The sequence below is a fragment of the Methylobacterium nonmethylotrophicum genome (genome assembly GCF_004745635.1).
GTDB lineage: Bacteria > Pseudomonadota > Alphaproteobacteria > Rhizobiales > Beijerinckiaceae > Methylobacterium > Methylobacterium nonmethylotrophicum.
The window spans coordinates 32,727-48,942 of the sequence record NZ_SRLB01000036.1 but is presented as its reverse complement, the minus strand read 5'-3'; the positions used below and the strand labels follow the sequence as shown (position 1 = coordinate 48,942).

20 protein-coding genes and 1 tRNA gene are annotated in these 16,216 nt (G+C 65.1%); 6 read left to right on the top strand and 15 right to left on the bottom strand.

The genetic code is table 11. The features are described 5' to 3' along the window. Positions 1 to 54: 54 nt before the first annotated feature. Genes EU555_RS30600 through EU555_RS30590 form a run of 3 tightly spaced genes read right to left on the bottom strand, consistent with a single transcriptional unit; the run spans position 55 to position 3,534 of the window. Positions 55 to 786, bottom strand: a complete 732-nt coding sequence (locus EU555_RS30600) for a sulfite exporter TauE/SafE family protein (RefSeq protein WP_135419112.1) — start codon at positions 784 to 786, stop codon at positions 55 to 57. Continuing rightward, positions 783 to 2,207: an amidohydrolase family protein gene (locus EU555_RS30595; protein ID WP_135419111.1), complete on the bottom strand. Its 1,425-nt coding sequence runs from the start codon at positions 2,205 to 2,207 to the stop codon at positions 783 to 785. The genes EU555_RS30600 and EU555_RS30595 overlap by 4 nt, the downstream gene beginning before the upstream one ends. Continuing rightward, positions 2,197 to 3,534 (bottom strand): uracil-xanthine permease family protein, encoded by a 1,338-nt coding sequence (locus tag EU555_RS30590; protein ID WP_135419110.1) that lies wholly within the window; start codon positions 3,532 to 3,534, stop codon positions 2,197 to 2,199. Before EU555_RS30590 ends, EU555_RS30595 begins: the two co-directional genes overlap by 11 nt. Before the next feature lie 410 nt (positions 3,535 to 3,944). Here EU555_RS30590 and EU555_RS30585 point away from each other — a divergent pair. After that, a tRNA-Arg gene (locus EU555_RS30585) sits at positions 3,945 to 4,021 on the top strand. Between the two features lie 81 nt (positions 4,022 to 4,102). Here EU555_RS30585 and EU555_RS30580 read toward each other — a convergent pair. Genes EU555_RS30580 through EU555_RS30570 form a run of 4 tightly spaced genes read right to left on the bottom strand, consistent with a single transcriptional unit; the run spans position 4,103 to position 5,727 of the window. Next, positions 4,103 to 4,294, bottom strand: a complete 192-nt coding sequence (locus tag EU555_RS30580) for a hypothetical protein (protein ID WP_135419109.1) — start codon at positions 4,292 to 4,294, stop codon at positions 4,103 to 4,105. Then, the gene (locus EU555_RS30575) at positions 4,291 to 5,286 is read right to left on the bottom strand and encodes a hypothetical protein (protein ID WP_135419108.1); all 996 of its coding nucleotides are present in this window, start codon (positions 5,284 to 5,286) and stop codon (positions 4,291 to 4,293) included. Before EU555_RS30575 ends, EU555_RS30580 begins: the two co-directional genes overlap by 4 nt. After that, on the bottom strand, positions 5,286 to 5,447 hold the full coding sequence (locus EU555_RS36450; protein ID WP_167858718.1) for a hypothetical protein: 162 nt from the start codon (positions 5,445 to 5,447) through the stop codon (positions 5,286 to 5,288). The genes EU555_RS30575 and EU555_RS36450 overlap by 1 nt, the downstream gene beginning before the upstream one ends. A 13-nt stretch (positions 5,448 to 5,460) precedes the next feature. After that, positions 5,461 to 5,727: a hypothetical protein gene (locus tag EU555_RS30570; protein WP_135419107.1), complete on the bottom strand. Its 267-nt coding sequence runs from the start codon at positions 5,725 to 5,727 to the stop codon at positions 5,461 to 5,463. A gap of 135 nt (positions 5,728 to 5,862) precedes the next feature. Between EU555_RS30570 and EU555_RS36445 the strand changes: the two genes are divergently transcribed. The 4 genes from EU555_RS36445 (at position 5,863) to EU555_RS30555 (ending at position 8,018) form a co-directional block, all read left to right on the top strand. Beyond that, a complete protein-coding gene (locus tag EU555_RS36445) occupies positions 5,863 to 6,012 on the top strand; it encodes a hypothetical protein (RefSeq protein ID WP_167858717.1) in 150 nt (49 codons plus the stop codon). Then, the gene (locus EU555_RS30565) at positions 6,009 to 6,323 is read left to right on the top strand and encodes an SH3 domain-containing protein (RefSeq protein ID WP_135419106.1); all 315 of its coding nucleotides are present in this window, start codon (positions 6,009 to 6,011) and stop codon (positions 6,321 to 6,323) included. The genes EU555_RS36445 and EU555_RS30565 overlap by 4 nt, the downstream gene beginning before the upstream one ends. 79 nt (positions 6,324 to 6,402) lie before the next feature. Beyond that, positions 6,403 to 7,365 (top strand): Abi-alpha family protein, encoded by a 963-nt coding sequence (locus tag EU555_RS30560; protein WP_135419105.1) that lies wholly within the window; start codon positions 6,403 to 6,405, stop codon positions 7,363 to 7,365. 176 nt (positions 7,366 to 7,541) lie between these two features. Then, complete coding sequence (locus tag EU555_RS30555) at positions 7,542 to 8,018, top strand: hypothetical protein (RefSeq protein WP_135419104.1); 477 nt, start codon at positions 7,542 to 7,544, stop codon at positions 8,016 to 8,018. Between the two features lie 92 nt (positions 8,019 to 8,110). On the opposite strand, the gene EU555_RS36715 is transcribed toward EU555_RS30555, so the two are convergent. Next, entirely contained in the window at positions 8,111 to 8,431 is a 321-nt protein-coding gene (locus tag EU555_RS36715) for a hypothetical protein (RefSeq protein ID WP_205821029.1), read from the bottom strand. A gap of 69 nt (positions 8,432 to 8,500) precedes the next feature. On the opposite strand from EU555_RS36715, the gene EU555_RS30545 reads away from it, so the two are divergent. Further along, a complete protein-coding gene (locus tag EU555_RS30545; protein WP_135419103.1) occupies positions 8,501 to 8,743 on the top strand; it encodes a hypothetical protein in 243 nt (80 codons plus the stop codon). A 107-nt stretch (positions 8,744 to 8,850) separates the two neighbouring features. Here EU555_RS30545 and EU555_RS30540 read toward each other — a convergent pair whose 3' ends face one another. From EU555_RS30540 to EU555_RS30510, 7 genes are all read right to left on the bottom strand, one after another. Further along, positions 8,851 to 9,855 (bottom strand): DUF6602 domain-containing protein, encoded by a 1,005-nt coding sequence (locus EU555_RS30540; RefSeq protein ID WP_135419102.1) that lies wholly within the window; start codon positions 9,853 to 9,855, stop codon positions 8,851 to 8,853. Positions 9,856 to 10,093: 238 nt separating this feature from the next. Continuing rightward, positions 10,094 to 12,562, bottom strand: coding sequence for a M23 family metallopeptidase (locus EU555_RS30535; protein ID WP_135419101.1), 2,469 nt, complete (start codon positions 12,560 to 12,562; stop codon positions 10,094 to 10,096). 31 nt (positions 12,563 to 12,593) lie between these two features. After that, on the bottom strand, positions 12,594 to 12,845 hold the full coding sequence (locus tag EU555_RS30530) for a hypothetical protein (RefSeq protein WP_135419100.1): 252 nt from the start codon (positions 12,843 to 12,845) through the stop codon (positions 12,594 to 12,596). A 178-nt stretch (positions 12,846 to 13,023) separates the two neighbouring features. Continuing rightward, positions 13,024 to 13,713: a hypothetical protein gene (locus EU555_RS30525; RefSeq protein ID WP_135419099.1), complete on the bottom strand. Its 690-nt coding sequence runs from the start codon at positions 13,711 to 13,713 to the stop codon at positions 13,024 to 13,026. Positions 13,714 to 13,790: 77 nt separating this feature from the next. Continuing rightward, positions 13,791 to 14,300 carry a hypothetical protein gene (locus EU555_RS30520; RefSeq protein WP_135419098.1) on the bottom strand — a complete coding sequence of 170 codons (510 nt, stop codon included), beginning with the start codon at positions 14,298 to 14,300 and terminating at the stop codon, positions 13,791 to 13,793. Between the two features lie 72 nt (positions 14,301 to 14,372). Next, positions 14,373 to 15,848 (bottom strand): terminase large subunit domain-containing protein, encoded by a 1,476-nt coding sequence (locus EU555_RS30515; protein ID WP_135419097.1) that lies wholly within the window; start codon positions 15,846 to 15,848, stop codon positions 14,373 to 14,375. Next, a complete protein-coding gene (locus tag EU555_RS30510; RefSeq protein ID WP_245524575.1) occupies positions 15,845 to 16,186 on the bottom strand; it encodes a hypothetical protein in 342 nt (113 codons plus the stop codon). The genes EU555_RS30515 and EU555_RS30510 overlap by 4 nt, the downstream gene beginning before the upstream one ends. Positions 16,187 to 16,216 lie beyond the last annotated feature (30 nt).

Sequence of the window (16,216 nt, the reverse complement as noted above, 5' to 3'; positions counted from 1 at the left end):
CCAGCCCCGCAGGCTCCCGGCCGCCAGGGAACTCATGACCCTGCCGCCGTCGGCTCATGGGGTCGACCGCAGGAATCCTGGGGGCATCAGGCAGACGATGCCGGAGACGATCGCGAAGGCGAGGATGAGCCGGCGCAGGACCGGCCCGTCCACGAGGGATCCGGCGAAGCCGCTGGCGATCACCCCGAGGGCGAGGGGAGGCGCCAGCAGGACAGCCGCGCGGACTTGCGGCCCGTCCAGCCGCCCGGCCGCGAGCAGCAGCAAGAGGGACAGCACCTCCCCGACCAGGAAGCACAGGGCCACCGTCGCACGCAGCACCGCGGCCGGCCGGTGCTGGTAGACCAGGGCGAGAGGCGGGCCGCCGATGCCGGTCGCCGTCTCGGTCACGCCCGTCGCCGCCCCGGCGGCGAGGTAGGCACGGCGCCCGGGCGAGAAGTCGGGCGCGAGCAGGCTCGCGAGGGCCGCCGCGATGGTGGCGACACCCACGAAGAGCTGCAGGCCCCGGTCGGGCAGGGTCACGAGCACGACGAGGCCGAGGATGCCGCCCGCGACGCGGCCGAAGGTGATCTGGCGCACGCCCGGCCAGTCGAGTGCGCTGCGCTCCCGGTAGGCGACCCAGGCGTTCAGGGGCAGCATGAGCAGCAGGAGGGCGCCGGGCAGGAGCGCCGGGGCGACGATGCCGAGGAGGGGCGCGATCACGAGCGCGAACCCGACGCCGAGCGTGCCCTGGACGAAGGCTGCCGCGGCGACGGCCGTGCCGACCAGGATCGCGGCTGCGGGCGTCATTCCGGTGTGCCTTCACCCGGTCGATCCGCTCCGAGGCTGCGCCGGCGGTGCTCCTGCGCGCGGGGATGCACGCGCACGATCGGCGCCGCCGCGACGGCAGCCCGCACGCGCGCGGCAACCTCGCGCATCAGGGCACGCGCATCCCAGTCCACCGGCCAGCCGCGCCAGACCCGCAGCCGCCCGTCGACGAACACGGCGGCGATCTGGTCCCGCCCGGCGAAGCGCACCAGCTCCCAGGTCAGGTCCCAGGATGGCAGCATCTCCGGGACGGCGAGGTCGAGCAGGAGAAAGTCCGCCGCGAGGCCGGGGGCGATCCGGCCGGTGACGGCGCCGAGGCCGACCGCCTCCGCCCCGGCGCCGGTGGCGTGGTCGACCCACAGCCAGCCCGCCCCGACCGAGAAGTCGCCGGCCGGCAGCCCGAAGGCGACGCGCTGGACGGCCTCGGCCGCGTCGAGGAGCCGGAAGGCGTCGGCGCGGGTCGCGTCCGTGCCGATGCCGAACCGGATCCCCATCGCGGAGAACAGCTCGGCGGGGGCGGCCGCGTTGCCCTTCCACTGGGTCGCCACCGGGTTGTAGGCGACCGCCGCGCCCGTATCCCGCAGGATGGCGAGCTCGCGGGGCGTCACCAGGGTCGCGTGGGCCAGGAGCGCCTGGGGCCCGAGGGCGCCTGCCTCCCGCAGGTGCTCGATCGGCCGCTGGCCCCGCGCCACCAGGGAGCGCTCCACGGCGACGAGGTGCTCGTTGACGTGGGTCTGGAACACCGCGCCTGCCTCGCCCGCCAGCGACGAGACCCGGTGCAGCATGGCGTCGCTCGCGACCTCGGGGATCGAGATCGCCAGCGACGGATGGATGAGCGGGTCGCCCTGCCAGCGGGCGAGATGGGCCTCGGCCCGGCGCAGGATCGGCTCGGCCGGCAGGGCGCCGTCGGGCCCGTCGTTGCAGATCTGGGCGAGCACGCAGCGCAGGCCCGCAATCCGGGCGGCCTCGGCGACGGCGTCGGTGTGGGCCTCGGCGCGGGTTCCGGCATCGACCACGGTGGTGAACCCGCCGCGCAGGGATTCGAGGGCGGCGAGGCGGGAGGCCAGGGCGACGAGTTCCCCGTCGAGGCTCGATTCGAGCGGCACCCAGATGCGCCGGAAGATCTCGGAGGGCTCGCCGAAGGCCAGCGCCTTGCCGAAGGCCTGGGTGAGGTGGTGATGGGCGTCGATGAAGCCCGGCATCAGCAGCGTGTCGGGGAGCGCGAGAGGCGTGAGATGGGGATAAGCGGCCCGCACCTCCGCCGCCGGCCCGACCGCCGCGAAGCGCCCCTCCGCCACGACGACGGCGTGGTTTGCTTGAGGGCCGTCCGGCAGCAGGACCTGCTCGGGCAGCAGGAGCAGCGTGTCTCCCCTCAGGGCGACGGTCAGGTCCTCAGGCGGCACGGTGCGGGACCTCCCCGGACGCCGCCGGCGCCGGCCGCCCGAAATGGTGGAACACGATGTTGAACAGCACCGCCATGAGCGTCCCCATGGCGAGCCCGTTGCCGAGGATGATCTGCAGCGTGGGAGGGAACTGGCCGTAGATACCCGGCACCAGGATCGGCAGCAGCCCGAAGGAGAGCGCGACCGCGAGGGTGAACATGTTGCGGTTGTCGCGCAGCTCGACCCGACGGAGCATGTCGATGCCCATGCCGCCGATGATCGCGAAGACGATGATCGCGGTGCCGCCGACGACCGGGGCCGGGACCGCGTTCGCCAGGCGCGCGAGCGGTGCCAGGAAGGCCAGCGCCACCAGGATCACCCCGGCCGCGGCGGTGACGAAGCGCGAGCGCACCCGGGTTGCCTGCACGATGCCGATGTTCTCGCCCGACGTGATGATGAGGGAGGTGCCGAAGCAGCCGCCGAGGAGCGAGGCGGCCGCGTCCCCGAGGATGGTGCGCGGCACGAGGCGCATCGCGTCGCCCTCGCGCCCGACGATCTCCGCGATGGCGACGGTCTGGCTCGTCGCCTCGGCCATCGACACGACGCTGAAGAGGAGGAGCGGCAAAGCGGCGAGCGGGTCGAAGACCGGCCAGCCGAACGGGAAGACCGAGGGCAGGCTGAGGGCCGGGCCCGAGAACACGGCGTCGAAGCGCATCACGCCGGTCACCCAGGCGAGCGCCGCACCGGCCAGCAGCCCGAACAGGACCGCGAGCTGGCTCAGGGTGCCGGGCAGGACGCGCACGAAGAGCGCGGTGAACACCACCGTGGCGCCGGCGAGCCCGAGGTTCAGCGGGTCGCCGAAACCCGGGGTGCCCGGCCGTCCGGTGATGATGCCGCCGTAGATGCTGATGAGGTTGACGGCTACGAGCACCAGCATGGTGCCGATGACGAGGCGTGGGAAGAAGCGCAGGCAGCGGGCGAAGAGCGGCACCGCGACGAGGTAGAAGGCGCCGGTGAGCAGCACCGCGCCGGTTGCGGCCGGCAGGCCGGCCTGCTTGGCGATCGTGACGAACAGCACGATCGGCGCGCCGCCCGGCACCATGATGAAGGGCAGGCGGGCGCCGATTCCCGCGGGGCCGAAGGATTGCAGCAGCGTGCCGATGCCGCAGACCAGGAAGGTCGCGGCGATCAGGTTCACCGTGACGTCGCTCGGCAGGTCGAGCGCGCGGCTGACCAGGAAGGCGGCCGTGATCGGCGAGGCCGCCATGACGAGCACGTGCTGAAGGCCGAACACCGCGAGGTCGCGCGGGGGCAGAACCTCGTCCACCGTATGGGGCGGCGGCTTCATCTGATCGCTCCCGACATCGCTCGGCCTGCCGCTTCGTCTTGCACGATCTGCGCCATCACCGGCCGGGCGGGGCGATTCGAGCAGGCGCCTGCGCCCCAGACGACGGCCGTCCTGATGGGCCGGTTGCCCGTCCACGGACATCCATCGCCGATGCGCCTGCGCCGATTGCGCGAGGGCGAGGAAGGCAGGGGCCAGTCAGCACACCAGCGGCACGCGGCGTCGGCCGCGCCGCGCGCCGTCCGCACCGCCGGTCCCTCTCAGCTTCGCCCCCGCTCCCCTTGCGCACCCGATATGATTCGACCGTGTGACCTTGGCCGCAGGAGCCTCCGCCCAAATCCCCTTGCGCGGACTGGCGATCCCATACCCCGTTGCGCTCCGCCCTGAGCCGCGCTACAGAGGCTCCGCGGTCAGCACCCGTAGCTCAGCTGGATAGAGCGTTGCCCTCCGAAGGCAAAGGTCACACGTTCGAATCGTGTCGGGTGCGCCATTCTCTTCAATGACTTAGCTCCGCTCCGGCTTCCCTGTGTCCAAGGGTTGTCCAATAAGCAGCGGTGAGCCTGAGTGGATCTCAGCAGCCTCCGGGAGCCTTGCCGTCCGTGTCCGGAGCGGTGTGGCGGTGGTCCAGGTCCACATCATCGAGCAGCACCAGGATCTGATCCACCACATCGAGGGCGAGCCCGGCCAGACGCTCGAACTGCTCGCGCGGGATGCGCTCGGCCGGGACGGGCCGGCCGGCGGGGAAGCGGATGATGTTGCTCATGGGCGAGCTTCCTTGCCGGCGAGGTCCCAGACCAGCGAGCAGATCAGGAGGTCGCCGTTGTCGAGCTTGCCGTGGCGGTCGTTACACGGCCACTCGTTCTTCAGGACGCGAGCCTTGCCGACCAAGCCCTCGCGTGTCGTGGCCGGTGTGACGATGGCGATCTCGATCAGCTTCTCGGTCTGAGCCATGCAGGCGTTGAAGGCATCCTCGGGCAGCGAGGACAGCGGGCCGTTCAGCATGTCGAAGATGCGTACCGCTCCATCGCATGCCTGGATCAACACGGCGTCTGGACTGGGATCGGCGGCGGTCACAGCTCGGGCGAGCCCAAGTTGAACCGCGCCCTCGCGCAGGGCATCTAGTGCGGCCTGGGCCTGCGTCTCGGGATCCGGGCTGACCTTGCGCATGACCTCGGGCAGGTAGGCGGTGAGCGCCCACAAGCCGGCTGCCGTCGTCGGGCGGGTGGTCAGGAGGGCGAGGAAGGCCTCCTGTTCGAGCCGGCCGAACTGTTCGGCTGCGGCTCTGGCGGAGGCGAACTCCCGGGACCCTATGTCAGCTTCGTTCCAGAGGGCGGCGACTGGCTCCCAGGCGCTGTAGGCGGCCCGGTGAGCCTCGATGAGCCCGAAGACCGGATCCAAAAGCCCCGTCGCATTACAGGTAGGCCGCGACAGCGGAGCAACAAAATCACCCATGATCGGCGAAGCATCGCCGAAAGTCTCATGCCGTCCCATGTCACGATCCAATCGCAAATGCTCGGCACGAGCAGCGTTAATGCCGCTCTCCGGGCTGGTTAATTTGCCGTTGACATCGTGATGTACTTTGCCGTTGCCCCACAAGGGCTCTGAGTCGCCGTCCACAGGCGACGTTCTTGCCCTGCGCTCGGCCGCCGCGACGAGGCGGTTGGCCTCCTCCCGGAGCGCGGCGGCCCGGCTGCGCAGATCCTCGACGGACCCGGTGCCGGGCTTGCTGGTGGTGCGCTTGCGAGGCGTCGCCATCACAGGCCTCCCTCGGCCAGGAGCGCATCGAACGCCTTGGCCTCGTCTGGCCCCAGGGCCGCGAAGTAGCGGCGCAGGCCGGCGCGCAGGGCCTCGAGCGCATCGGTTTCCTGGGCCAGGTCCTCAGCGACCGGGGCGAGCGTGGTGGTGTCCTCATTCATGGCTTCCTCCGGCTCAGAACGGGCGCAGGACGCCGTAGAGGGTGATCCCTCCGGCGATGATCGCGACGGCCGCCAGGAGCTCGCCGGTGGCGTTCAGGAGGCGCAGGGCGCGGACGTGGGGCGTGTCTGGCCGGACCGGCTGGACGGCCTCCCAGGCATCGGTGGTGTCGAGCTCGTCGGTAGAGAGTGTAGGCGCGTCGTAGGCGTAGAGCGGGCCGGACGAAGGCGAGCGGGAGCGTTCACCGGCGCGGGCCGGTGCTGTAGAATGTCGGGTAGCCATGATCGTCCCCTGGAGACGGTTGTGGTCAGGCCCGGCCGGAGGCTCCTACCCCTCCTGCTGGGCCGTTGCATTTGTGTGCAACTGAGTGCAGTATGATGACAGTCGATTGGATGTCAACTGCACACATTCGCACTCATGGCAAAAACCTCCGCAATCTCCGTCCGCGTCGCGGACGCGGTAAAAGCAGCTGCTGAGAAGGCGGCGGCGGAGGATAGCCGTTCCTTGGCCTCCTTCGTCGAGAAGCTCCTCACCGACCACCTCAAGGCGAAGGGCTACCTGAAATGAAGCGCATTCTGATGGCTGCAGCGTTCGTCTGCGCTGCCGGGGGCACGGTGCACGCGCAGCAGACGTTGCGCGTGATCGACACGGCGCCGAACGACGTCCTGAACGTGCGCGAGTATCCCACCACTGACGCCCGGATTGTCGGGGTCATTCCACCCGATGGGCGCGGGATCATCGCGAGCGGCGAGCGTAATGGCAACTGGGTGTTCGTCCGCTACCGGAAGGTCGAGGGTTGGGTGTCAAGGCGCTTCGTCTATCCGGAGGCTCCGCCGATCCGCCGTGGCAGGAGCTTGGACACAGACGATGCGGAGTAGGGGTTCGCGCGCGTGCAAGCTGCTGACGCCTGAAAAAATGATACTTCAATTGTAAAAAAATCCATTGGGAGATGTTTCAATGAGTGACGAGTCCAATCCAATAAATGAGATAATAAAAGCCGGGCGTGATGTAATTGTTGAACCAGCCAAAGCGCAACAAGAAACTGCTAAAGCGGCGTCAAAAGGAATGGACCTTGTCAGAGATGCAGGTAAATTTTTTGGAGTAGCAGCTCAAGAGTTCGCCCTAATGCTTGGCGATCAAATGCGTTATTATAGGTTCATGAATTTCAATAGGATATTACATAAAATCCAGCAGCTACATGACAAGGCTGGAATTCATCCGGAAGCTACTAAGCAACTGCCATTTGGTATTGCCATTCAAGTCCTTGAGCATGCGTCATTCGAAGAAGAAGATGACGTGCAAGATTTGTGGGCCTCTCTTATAGCCAACGCAATGAATCCCGAAACAAATGTTACAATGAAGAAAGTTTACATTGATATACTCAGGCAACTTTCTCCGGCAGAGGTGGCATTTTTGAGTTTGATTTATCGCAGCGAGAGCGGAGTAAGCAGACTTAGGCATGATACTGTCAAAAATTTTAACGCGGAAATGAATGCATTAGCGGAAACTAAATGGCGTAAAATAAATAAGAATGACCAGAGAATTGCGCTTCAAAATCTTATCCGGCATAGGTGCATAGTTTTTAGACCTCGGCCCATTGACATTAGTCGCATGATTGTGCCTATCGAAGATAGATCCGTAAGAGGATATTCCGGGTATGGCGTCGATCCTGAGAAGTTCGAATCTTTTGTCAAAAAGACATTCGAGCTAATAGAGTACGCTGCGGGCATTAAGGAATTCAATGAAACTAGGCCCCTTGCTTTACAAATGAGATATGGACCTTTCAGCTCAGGGCCCAACTTGGAAATACCAGAGATGAATCATATGCTCACATCTCTTGGAAAATCTCTAATGAAGTCATGTGAAGGTGGATATTCTAAACCGGCTCCGCCCCCTCCGGCACCGTCGCCATCGCCCTAATCAGGTCCACTTTGGCTCCAACATCGCGCCCGGCAAGGTGAGTGTCGTGCTGCGCGCGGTTGCGACACACGGGTCGTCTTGAAACAACGCGCAACCGGGCTCGCCGGTAGACACCCAGAGGTGGAGAGGTGCTAGGTTCAGGGTACGCCGCCGCCTGAGCGGCGAGGGAGCCCAGCATGTCAGACGAAATGACCCCTGAGGTACCAGAGAGCGAAGTCAAAGAGGACCACAGCCCACCGACCAACATCGAATTACCAGAAACAGATTATGTTCTCTCGTTGATGTGCCAACTTGCTAACTTGGGTTTACAACAAGGCGTTACTATTTTTGTTGGCGGTGCGATCATTTCAGGAATGATTGTATCGGGGAGGATATACTATGAGGATTTAGCAAATAAACTGAGCAACGCCACAATCGGCGGATCTGGTAGACCTGCTTATTTAGATGAGGTCATTGATCGATATATGGATGCTGCTAAGGATTACGACGTTCCAGCCAATCCTCCCGAAGGTTGGATAATGCCAGAGCCGTCGTACATCTTCCTGCAGAACGCTAAATTTAGTGTAAACGGAAGTTTTACTACTCAGAAAGGTATATTCTGGCGCGGGCGCCTGTCAAAAGTTGATGGGTTCATAGCAGGCCTAACAAGCTGATTGTATCGAAACAGGTCGCGACCGAAATTGCGACCTGGTCTGCACCCCCGCGACTGAGGGCCCGGCCTCGTGGATAGTGGCACGCGAGGGCATTAGGCATGCCCGACGCCGAATGGAAGGTTCGCCATCGCCCTGACCAAGTAGGCGAATACCTTGAGCCCTTCACCCTCCGGGGTGCCGGTGGCCGGTGATTCGCTCGCCGTCATCTCGGCAATCTGCTCCGCCACCAGATCCGCGGCCCCGATCAACACCGCATCGAGGTGATGCACGTACCGGCTGGTGTTCGTGCCGCCGGCGTGTCCGAGCATCGCCCCGATGGTGTTGTCGCTGTAGCCGAGATCCCAGGCCGTTGAGGCGAACGAAGGCCGGAGGGTGTGCGCCACAGCCAGCCTTGGTGTGGTCTCATCGCGCATGTCGCCTACCTCTGAGGGCTGACGGGCACCCCAGCTGAGATGCCTGCTCTCAAGAGGACGCTCCGCACAATGCCGATCAAGGCGCTCAACGACCGCAAGAAGCTCTCGTCGGACTTCAACGAGGCCAACGATGCCTTCATCGACGCGGTGCTCAGCGCGCTCCAGGCCGGCGAGATCCCGCTCGACCTGGCCCGGGCCTATCTCGCCCATCCGGTGGCGATGATGCATGCCAGCGGCGCGCAGGCCGTGGCCGACTATTTCGAGCGGATCCTGTCGCAGAAGCCCAAGATCGATTGGACGCCGGGCGGTTGAACAACTGATTCGCGATCCATTGGGCTTCGTCGCCGGGCGGTATGTGGCGTGCCCGGACGCCATTCGGCGGCTAGTAGATAGCGCTGCTCAGAGAATAGAAAGCGGTATTACTGTTGGCCTTTGCCTCTCAAATGGTGAAATGTTCCGTCGACATAATCGGCATTTGCCGCCTTCACAAACTCACTTCCATTTAACCATTGCGTGTAGCCTTTATGGGAATAAGTGTTTTTAACTCCAATGATTTCTTCCGCATAAGAATAAAACCGATTAAAATTATCCGATGTTAGATAATGCAAGCTGGCAAGAAGATCAGCTATGGTTTTATCTCCGCCTATGTATGTTGAACCATCTTCTTTAATTCTGGAGAATTTCCCGCTTTCACAGACGTAGCCAAGTGATGGCGCGTGTCCGTGTTCGTCGAGACTGATCGCCTCAGTGATTGTGCATTCATTGTACATGTATAACTTCGATAGACGCGGCGTAGCTACCAATTCATCCACAGAAAGTTCACGAGCATAAAAATCTGCAAGCTGTGTACGTACTTTCGTTCCATTGGTTTGCGCTTTGCCTTTTCTAGTCACGCCTACATTCCAACATAGTAATTGCAATGAGGGATTTCTAGATAAGGTTTGATGATGCTCCATGTAGAATAATTGTGTTTCTCGCCATCTGCGCCCAAATTCCAAAAACGACTGTAATGTGTGAAGAATTTCCCTTGGGTTTGCGGTACCTTTTACTTCAATGACTGCGCACACACTTTCGGGTCTAACAATCACAAAATCCCCATCCCTAAATATTACAGGGTACGAGTGTGCGTCATATATCAGGATATCGCATTGTCTAGAGAGGGAGTGAGCCCCCATATTCATGGAATCGAATTCATCCATATGTGCTCGCGCGCCGTCCTCTTTGTGCGCAAACAATACAAATCCAGTACCGATTGAATATTTCTGAGGAACATATTCCTTTATTATCTGGGAAAGCAGCCTTTCCTTATATGCACCCACACTGGGATAGTGTCTATCTTGAATCAATTTGGTTAAAAGATCGATTTTTGTGGCGAAGCCATCCCCGAGCAGCGACGCGAAACTCGTAATATCGGAGCGTTTCATTTTTCCTCCCGACAATTCTACCTCCACAAATAGCAGCAACTGTCGAGATCAGAACATGACATTTTAGCTCAGATTTTGGCATGGATGATACGGTTTGTACGGCGCGAATGTCAGCCATTTTTCTGTCGCAGAGCTGTGTGGCTGCCGAGCATGCGGCCGCCCGCATGCGAGCGCCGAAGTGGCCTTCAGTTGCGGTCTAGCCTCTGTCCGATCTCAACCGTCCGCCGCAGCCCGCCCGTCATGCCTGTCCGTAGTTCGCCGCTGCCGCAAGCGAGCGCCTCTTCAGCGCATCTTCCATGTCCCGAGTGATGCCGTTCGCGTCGGTGGCAGCGGTCTGCACCGTGACACTGCCGACGTGGGTGGTGTTCGTGGTGCTCCTGCTCGACCGGTTGTCGTTCGAGATCCGGGCCATCTGCGCCGCCTGGGCATCCCGGGCTTGGCTCGCATAGGCCATGGCGTTCGGCGAGCCGCGCCACCACTGCGCCGAGCGCCCTGGGATTGCGCCCGCCTCCGGGATCGGCCTCGGTGCGATCGGCGACCGCGGCGCCAGTAGGGTTTTCGGGTCGATGAGCCCGCCCTTGGCGTTGCGGGCCTCAAAATGCAGGTGCGGCCCGGTTGCGCGGGGATCGCGCGCCCGGATCTGCGCGATGATCTGCCCGGCCGCGACCTGGTCGCCCTCCTTCACGCTCGGCACGACGTGCCGGTACGTGGTCGAGGAGCCGTCCGCGTGCCTCACGGTTATGTCGCCGCTGCGCTCGAGGCTGATAGTGCCTGGTGCCATGGCCTGCACGTTCGTGCCGCCTGGTGCCGCGAGGTCGATGCCCTTGTGCATCCGCACGTCGCCATGGATCGGGTGCGTCCTGAATCCGAAGTCCGACGTGAAGCGCCCGCCGCCGCCGAGGGGGTGGATGCCGCCTGTGACTTCCTTTGATCCCGCGAGGGTGCCAGCCGGCGCGGCAGCGCCAACGCCCGCCCGCCCGCCAATCCCAGCCCAGTTCGAGATGCCATTGTTGCGAGCCCCGTGCCAGTTGCCCCAGCCGTGCTTGGCGGCATGCCTCAGCGCGAAATCGACCTGCTCCTTCCACGTGCTCTTGTCGCTGGCGTGCTTGCCGGTCGCTGCGGTGAAGTCGTCGCCCATGCCCGCGTTGGTCAGGCCGGGGATGTTCGAGCGGTAGTGCAGCTGGTAGGGGCCGAAGCTCGTGCCCTGATCCCCACCGCGATCGCGCAGCCCATCAAGGCGATAGCCGCGCAGGCCTTCCGTGTTCGCCACGGCAACCGCGGTGTCCGGATCGATCCCGAGCGCCGCGGCGCGCTCGCGAATGTAGGAGACCACCTCCGGCGAGGCGCCACCGGAGTTGAGCAGACTCGGCCGACCGCGCACGCCGGGCTCGCCCCCGCCGCCCGCGCCCGCTTCCGAGCCGCCGCCGAGCCATCTGGGCATCGTCCGGCGCCACCACCGTCCGATCGCACCGGAATTCCCCTTGGCGATGTCCCCCATCGGGTTCGTGTCGAGCGCCCCGCCGGTCGCCGGGTCGACATTGCCTTTCGCGACTTGGCCGGGCAGCTGCGCAATGGTGCTGCCCGCCGCGACGCCGGCGCCGAGGCCGAGGATGCCGCCCAAGAGGCCGCCACCGAATCCGCCGCCGCCAAGGAGCGCTACGCGCAGCAGCCCGATGTTCGCCAGCACCTTCAGGAACTTGTCCCCGAGCCACAGCGCGAACAGGATCTTCACCGCGTTCGCCCAACCGCCGACCGCCTGCGCCGCGGCATTGGCATATGTCACGAATGTCTTGATACCGTCGGCGATCTCGCCCCACGGGATCGACTTCAGCAACTCGGCGAACTGCTTGATCGTCTCGACGATGTTGGTCTGGATCCACTCCTTGTTGCGGGCGATCCATTCTTCCATGCGGCGCAGAAGATCCACGATCGTCGGCGTCAGAGCGGTCGCGATCGACCGGCCGACCTGGGTGACCCGATCCGAGACTTCCTCGTAGGTCTGCCACAGCCGCTGCGCTGCGTCGGCGTCCGCCTTGTTCACGACGCCAAGCTCCCGCGAGCGCGCGAGGGCCCGATTGTAGGCTTCTCGTCCCTTGACCAGTAGAGCCGCCGTATCCTTGTCGACGCCAGCCTGTTCGAGAACGTACGTTGCTTGAGATACGCCGTTTTTATCAGCGAGAGCCTTGGCGTTCTCCGCCATGTCGGCGAAGGTTTCCGATAGCTCCTTGTTGAGGTTGATCTGTTTCCCGCCTGCCGCCTGCAGGCGCGCGAGCCACGGCAGGATTGACGAGTTGCCCGTCAGGCGGATTTCGTTGATGGACTGCGCCAGCCGATCGAACGACCCGGCCCCGGCCCCGGCCGCGCCGCCGGCCCGGCGCACCGCGTTGTCCAGCGCGGCGATGGCCCCGGGTGTGGTCCCGATCCGCGTGGCGAGCCGGCCCATCGCGGCGTCGGCCTGGCTGATGTCGCTCGTGAAATCTTTGAACGCCCTGCCGCCCGTGAAGATGGCGAACAGCGCAGCGAACCCCCTGGCCAGCCGAATGACGCTGTCAGCCGCCTTGTCGACCGCCTTCTCGATGCTCTGGCCATCCTTGACCGCGGCTTCTCGGGTCTTGCGGAACGAGTCGGTTGCCTCGCGCTGACCCTTGGCGAATTTGGACGCGTCGAGTCCAATTTCCATTACGAAGCGGTCGAGAAAAAGTGCCATCTTGATGCATCCATATCTATTCAGTTCTTTGCTAAATTTGCTTGTCAGAATTGTAAGATTGAGCCGTCCGTTTCTTCACCCGCTTGACGAATGCCTGAGCGTTCCCGTTGGCGCTTCCGAAGGCGTAGATCGTCAGCAGAGCCATGAACGTGTCCGGGTCGCCAGCTGCTATGCTCGGATCCATCTCAAGGTAACGCTTGCCCTCGCGCGCGAAGTCGACCGCGAGCGCGAAAGCCGAATCCTTGAGTGCTAGCGATAGGTCGAGCTGATTGAGCTGTGTCATGGCCATAGGGTCCCAATGAGCTGTGTCTTCCCTCCGGCGGCGGAGAGCACCGGAGGGAAGACGGCGAGGTCGCGGGCCCGACTGTTGGCCCCACCTCTGTCCCCGTTACTTTGAACGCCACTGTTGGACTTGGCGCCGTGCGGGAAGCGCACCCGCACTTCCGCAAGGCCGACCGGGACTAGCCCGTGTGCTGCCGACCCGCGGTAACTGAGGGGGGCGAGGGGAGCGCCGGGAACGCGGCGTCCGGATCGGTGGACAGGCGCTGCAGCACCGCCTTCCAGGCCGGGCCGTCGCCGCTCGTGTGAACGTCGACCCCCCATGCCTGGGGGATATAGCGACCACGCACGTCGTTCAGCTGCTTCCGGGCCGCAGCGGCGGCCGGCGACAGCAAGCTGAACAAGGTGCGGTTCTCCCGCACCGCGCTGTCGTTGAGAACCTGTGCAAGGCGCAAGAGCGCCGCGGCGTGGTCGAGCGCGGGAATGATTGCCGCGAGGACGCGCGGAAGCTCGGCAAGCGCGACCTCGCATATGGCCTTCGGCACAAGCTCGTCCCGCGCCCACGCCTCGTCCTGCTCGATGTCCGGCAAGGAGGCGCGCAGAGCCGCGAGGGCGGCTTCGGCGGCTGCGAGCTCGTCGGCCGCCTCCGCCTCCTTCGTCCGGGCCTGCCGGATCCGGCCGTCCTCCGGCGAGCGCCGGCCGGCGGTGGCGGCCTTGGTGATGGCGGCGGTGCGCGCGGTCTGTGCCTCCGCCACCTCGGCCTTGGCCGCCTCAAGCGCGTCTTCCGCTTCGGCGACGATGTCGGCGGCGGCGTCGATCGCCTTGCGGGTCTTCTCGGCCTTGCGCCGCACGTCAGCGGCGTGGGCGATCATCTGCGCCAAGTGCTCCCGCTCGGGTGAGCGGGAGGTCATGTCGGCGCGGCGAGGGGAATGGGGCGCTGCCATGGTGCTCAGTACCCGTCGCCACTGCGGATGCGGGCAGTGCCGTAGCGCTCGTCGAAAGCGGCGTTGGCCGCCGAGTCCATTGCCGGCTTCGGCTTCGGCAGCTGGCGCCCGTTGTCGCCGGAGCGGATGCGGGCAGTGCCGAAGCGGTCGTTGAAGTCCTGCACCGAACCCGCACGGCGCGGCAGCGCCCGATCCTGCGCAAGGTGGGCGGGCCGCCGGTGCTCGGCGACGGCCTCGCGCACCGCCCGCCGGATGCTGCGGCGACTCGACTGCGGCAGCCCGTCCGTCGCCATCTGCGCGCTCGGGTTGGCCTCCTCGACCTCGTCGACCAGATCGTCAACCAGGTCCTGCAAGGTGGCAAAGTCGTCCGGCGACAGGCGCTCCCGCAGGAAGCCGAGGATGTCGTTCACCTTCGCGTCGTCGATCGGGGCGCGATCCTTCGCGATCTTCACCGTGCCGGGCGCGCCGACCGTGTAGGCATCCTTGCACCCGGTCAGACGGGCGCAGAACTTCATGGGTTTGTCAGGCATGACGGTGTGACCTCTGAGGTAAGGTTGGTGGGAGGGATCAAGGCGTCGCGCAGCACGTCAGAACCTCCACGGCACGCCGAAGGTCGGCATCGAGCGTGACCGTTGGGGCCTGGCGCGGGCGGCCGCGAGAGCTTCGGGCGTGATGATCAGCGGGCGCTGGGCCGTGCTTATCAGCACGATCGCGCCGGCCGCGGCGTTGGCGACGTCGTCGTGCGCGCCCTTGATCTGCGGATGATCGATGATGTCTCGGCCAGTGCCGCGCGTCGTGCGGCGCTCCAGCGCGATCAGCTGCGCCTCGAGCTTCGGCAGGTTGATCAGCCGGCAGGTCTGCGTGTTCAGTATAGGCAGGAATGCAGCATAGATCTCGGTTTTCGACTTCTCTGAGATGTAGTATTCTACGCCCTTCTCACGGAAACGTTCGCGCGGCCATTCTCCCGCATACTTGTCGCCGGTGACCTGATGAACGCCGTAGGCCTTCAGCGTCTCGCAGAAGCGCTCGACCACGAGGGAGGGCGAGACCCCGGCCAGCTCCTCGCGCAGCACGTCGAGCACCGCCACGGTGTCTTCTTGGTGCGCGATGCCGAGCACCGAGGAGTCCGCCCCGCCGCCGCCCAGGTCGACGAAGGCGAAGTACCGGATGCCCGTCGAGGCCGGCCGCTCGCGGATGTCCAGATCCATGCAGGCCTGCACCGCCTCGCGGGTGATGAAGGCCTCCACGTCGCGCCGGAACTGCGCCAAGTACTCGGCCGAGGCCCAGGCCGGATCGCGCTCCATCGCCTCGTCGATGACCGACTGGCGGACGCTGGGGTTCATCACCCGCGTCGCGGCCTGCCAGACCAGCGCAGGGGCGGTGTCGCGCCCGTAGTGCCGGCGGTGGGCCTCGTAGAGCGCACCCTTGCGGGCGTAGGGGCTCGAGGCGCACAGCAGCATCGCGCCCGGCACCGTGGCCATCGCCGGTCGCAGCGCGTCCAGAATGGCGTAGTCCGGCTCGGCCGCGTCGTCGGTCGGCCAGAAGGCAAGCTCGTCGCACAGGGCCGCGGCGAGGGTCCGGCCGCGCACCGAGCGATAGGACGAGGTCCCGACCTCGATGGTGACGCGGTTGTTGAGGTCGAACTCCTCCGCCGCCTCACGCTCCACCATGCGAGCCAGCATTGGCACGTCGAGCAGCAGGGCGCGGATGTAGCGGAAGATCGTGCGGGCCTGCTTGCGGTCGGTGGCGATCACCAGAATGGTCGCGCGCTCGCCCGGGGCGAGGTGCTGGCGGTAGTCGCGGAAGCAGGCCAGGAACACCGCGATCAGGGCGAGCACGAAGCTCTTGCCGGCGCGGCGGCCGCAGATCAGCCAAGCCTCGCTGTAGGGCGCCTCAGGAGCCGTCTGGCGGTCCGTACAGGCCCGGAAGACCTCCGCCTCGGTGTCGGACAGCGGTAGGCCGAACAGGGCGCCCAGGAACGCCCTCCACGCGGCCCAGGTGCCTTCGTCCCGGAACCAGGGGGCGAACAGGTTGGGGTCGCGCATGGCCTGGAGCAGGTTCATGCCGCCGTGCCCTCGATGTAGTCGCGCAGGTCGGGGGTGACATTGCGGGGCCGGCGCTTCAGGCCGACCGCCTCGAGGAGGCGGCGCAGGTTGCCGGCGGTGCGCTGGTAGAGGTCGAGGGCGTCCGCGCTCGCCTCGCCCGCGGTGGCGAAGGCTACCTCCATCCGCTCGAGTTCGACGGTCAGGGTGGCGACGCGGCGGACGATCGAGCGCTCTGCCTCGGAGACCGCGCCCTCGCCGCCGAGGTCGGCCAGGTGCAGGGCGATCAGGTCCCGCATCCGACGTGCCCAGAGCGAGCGGCCATCCACGTCCGGGAGCAGGGACGTGCCGTTGGTCACGCGGGATCTATGCGGGCGCTTCCGAAGGCC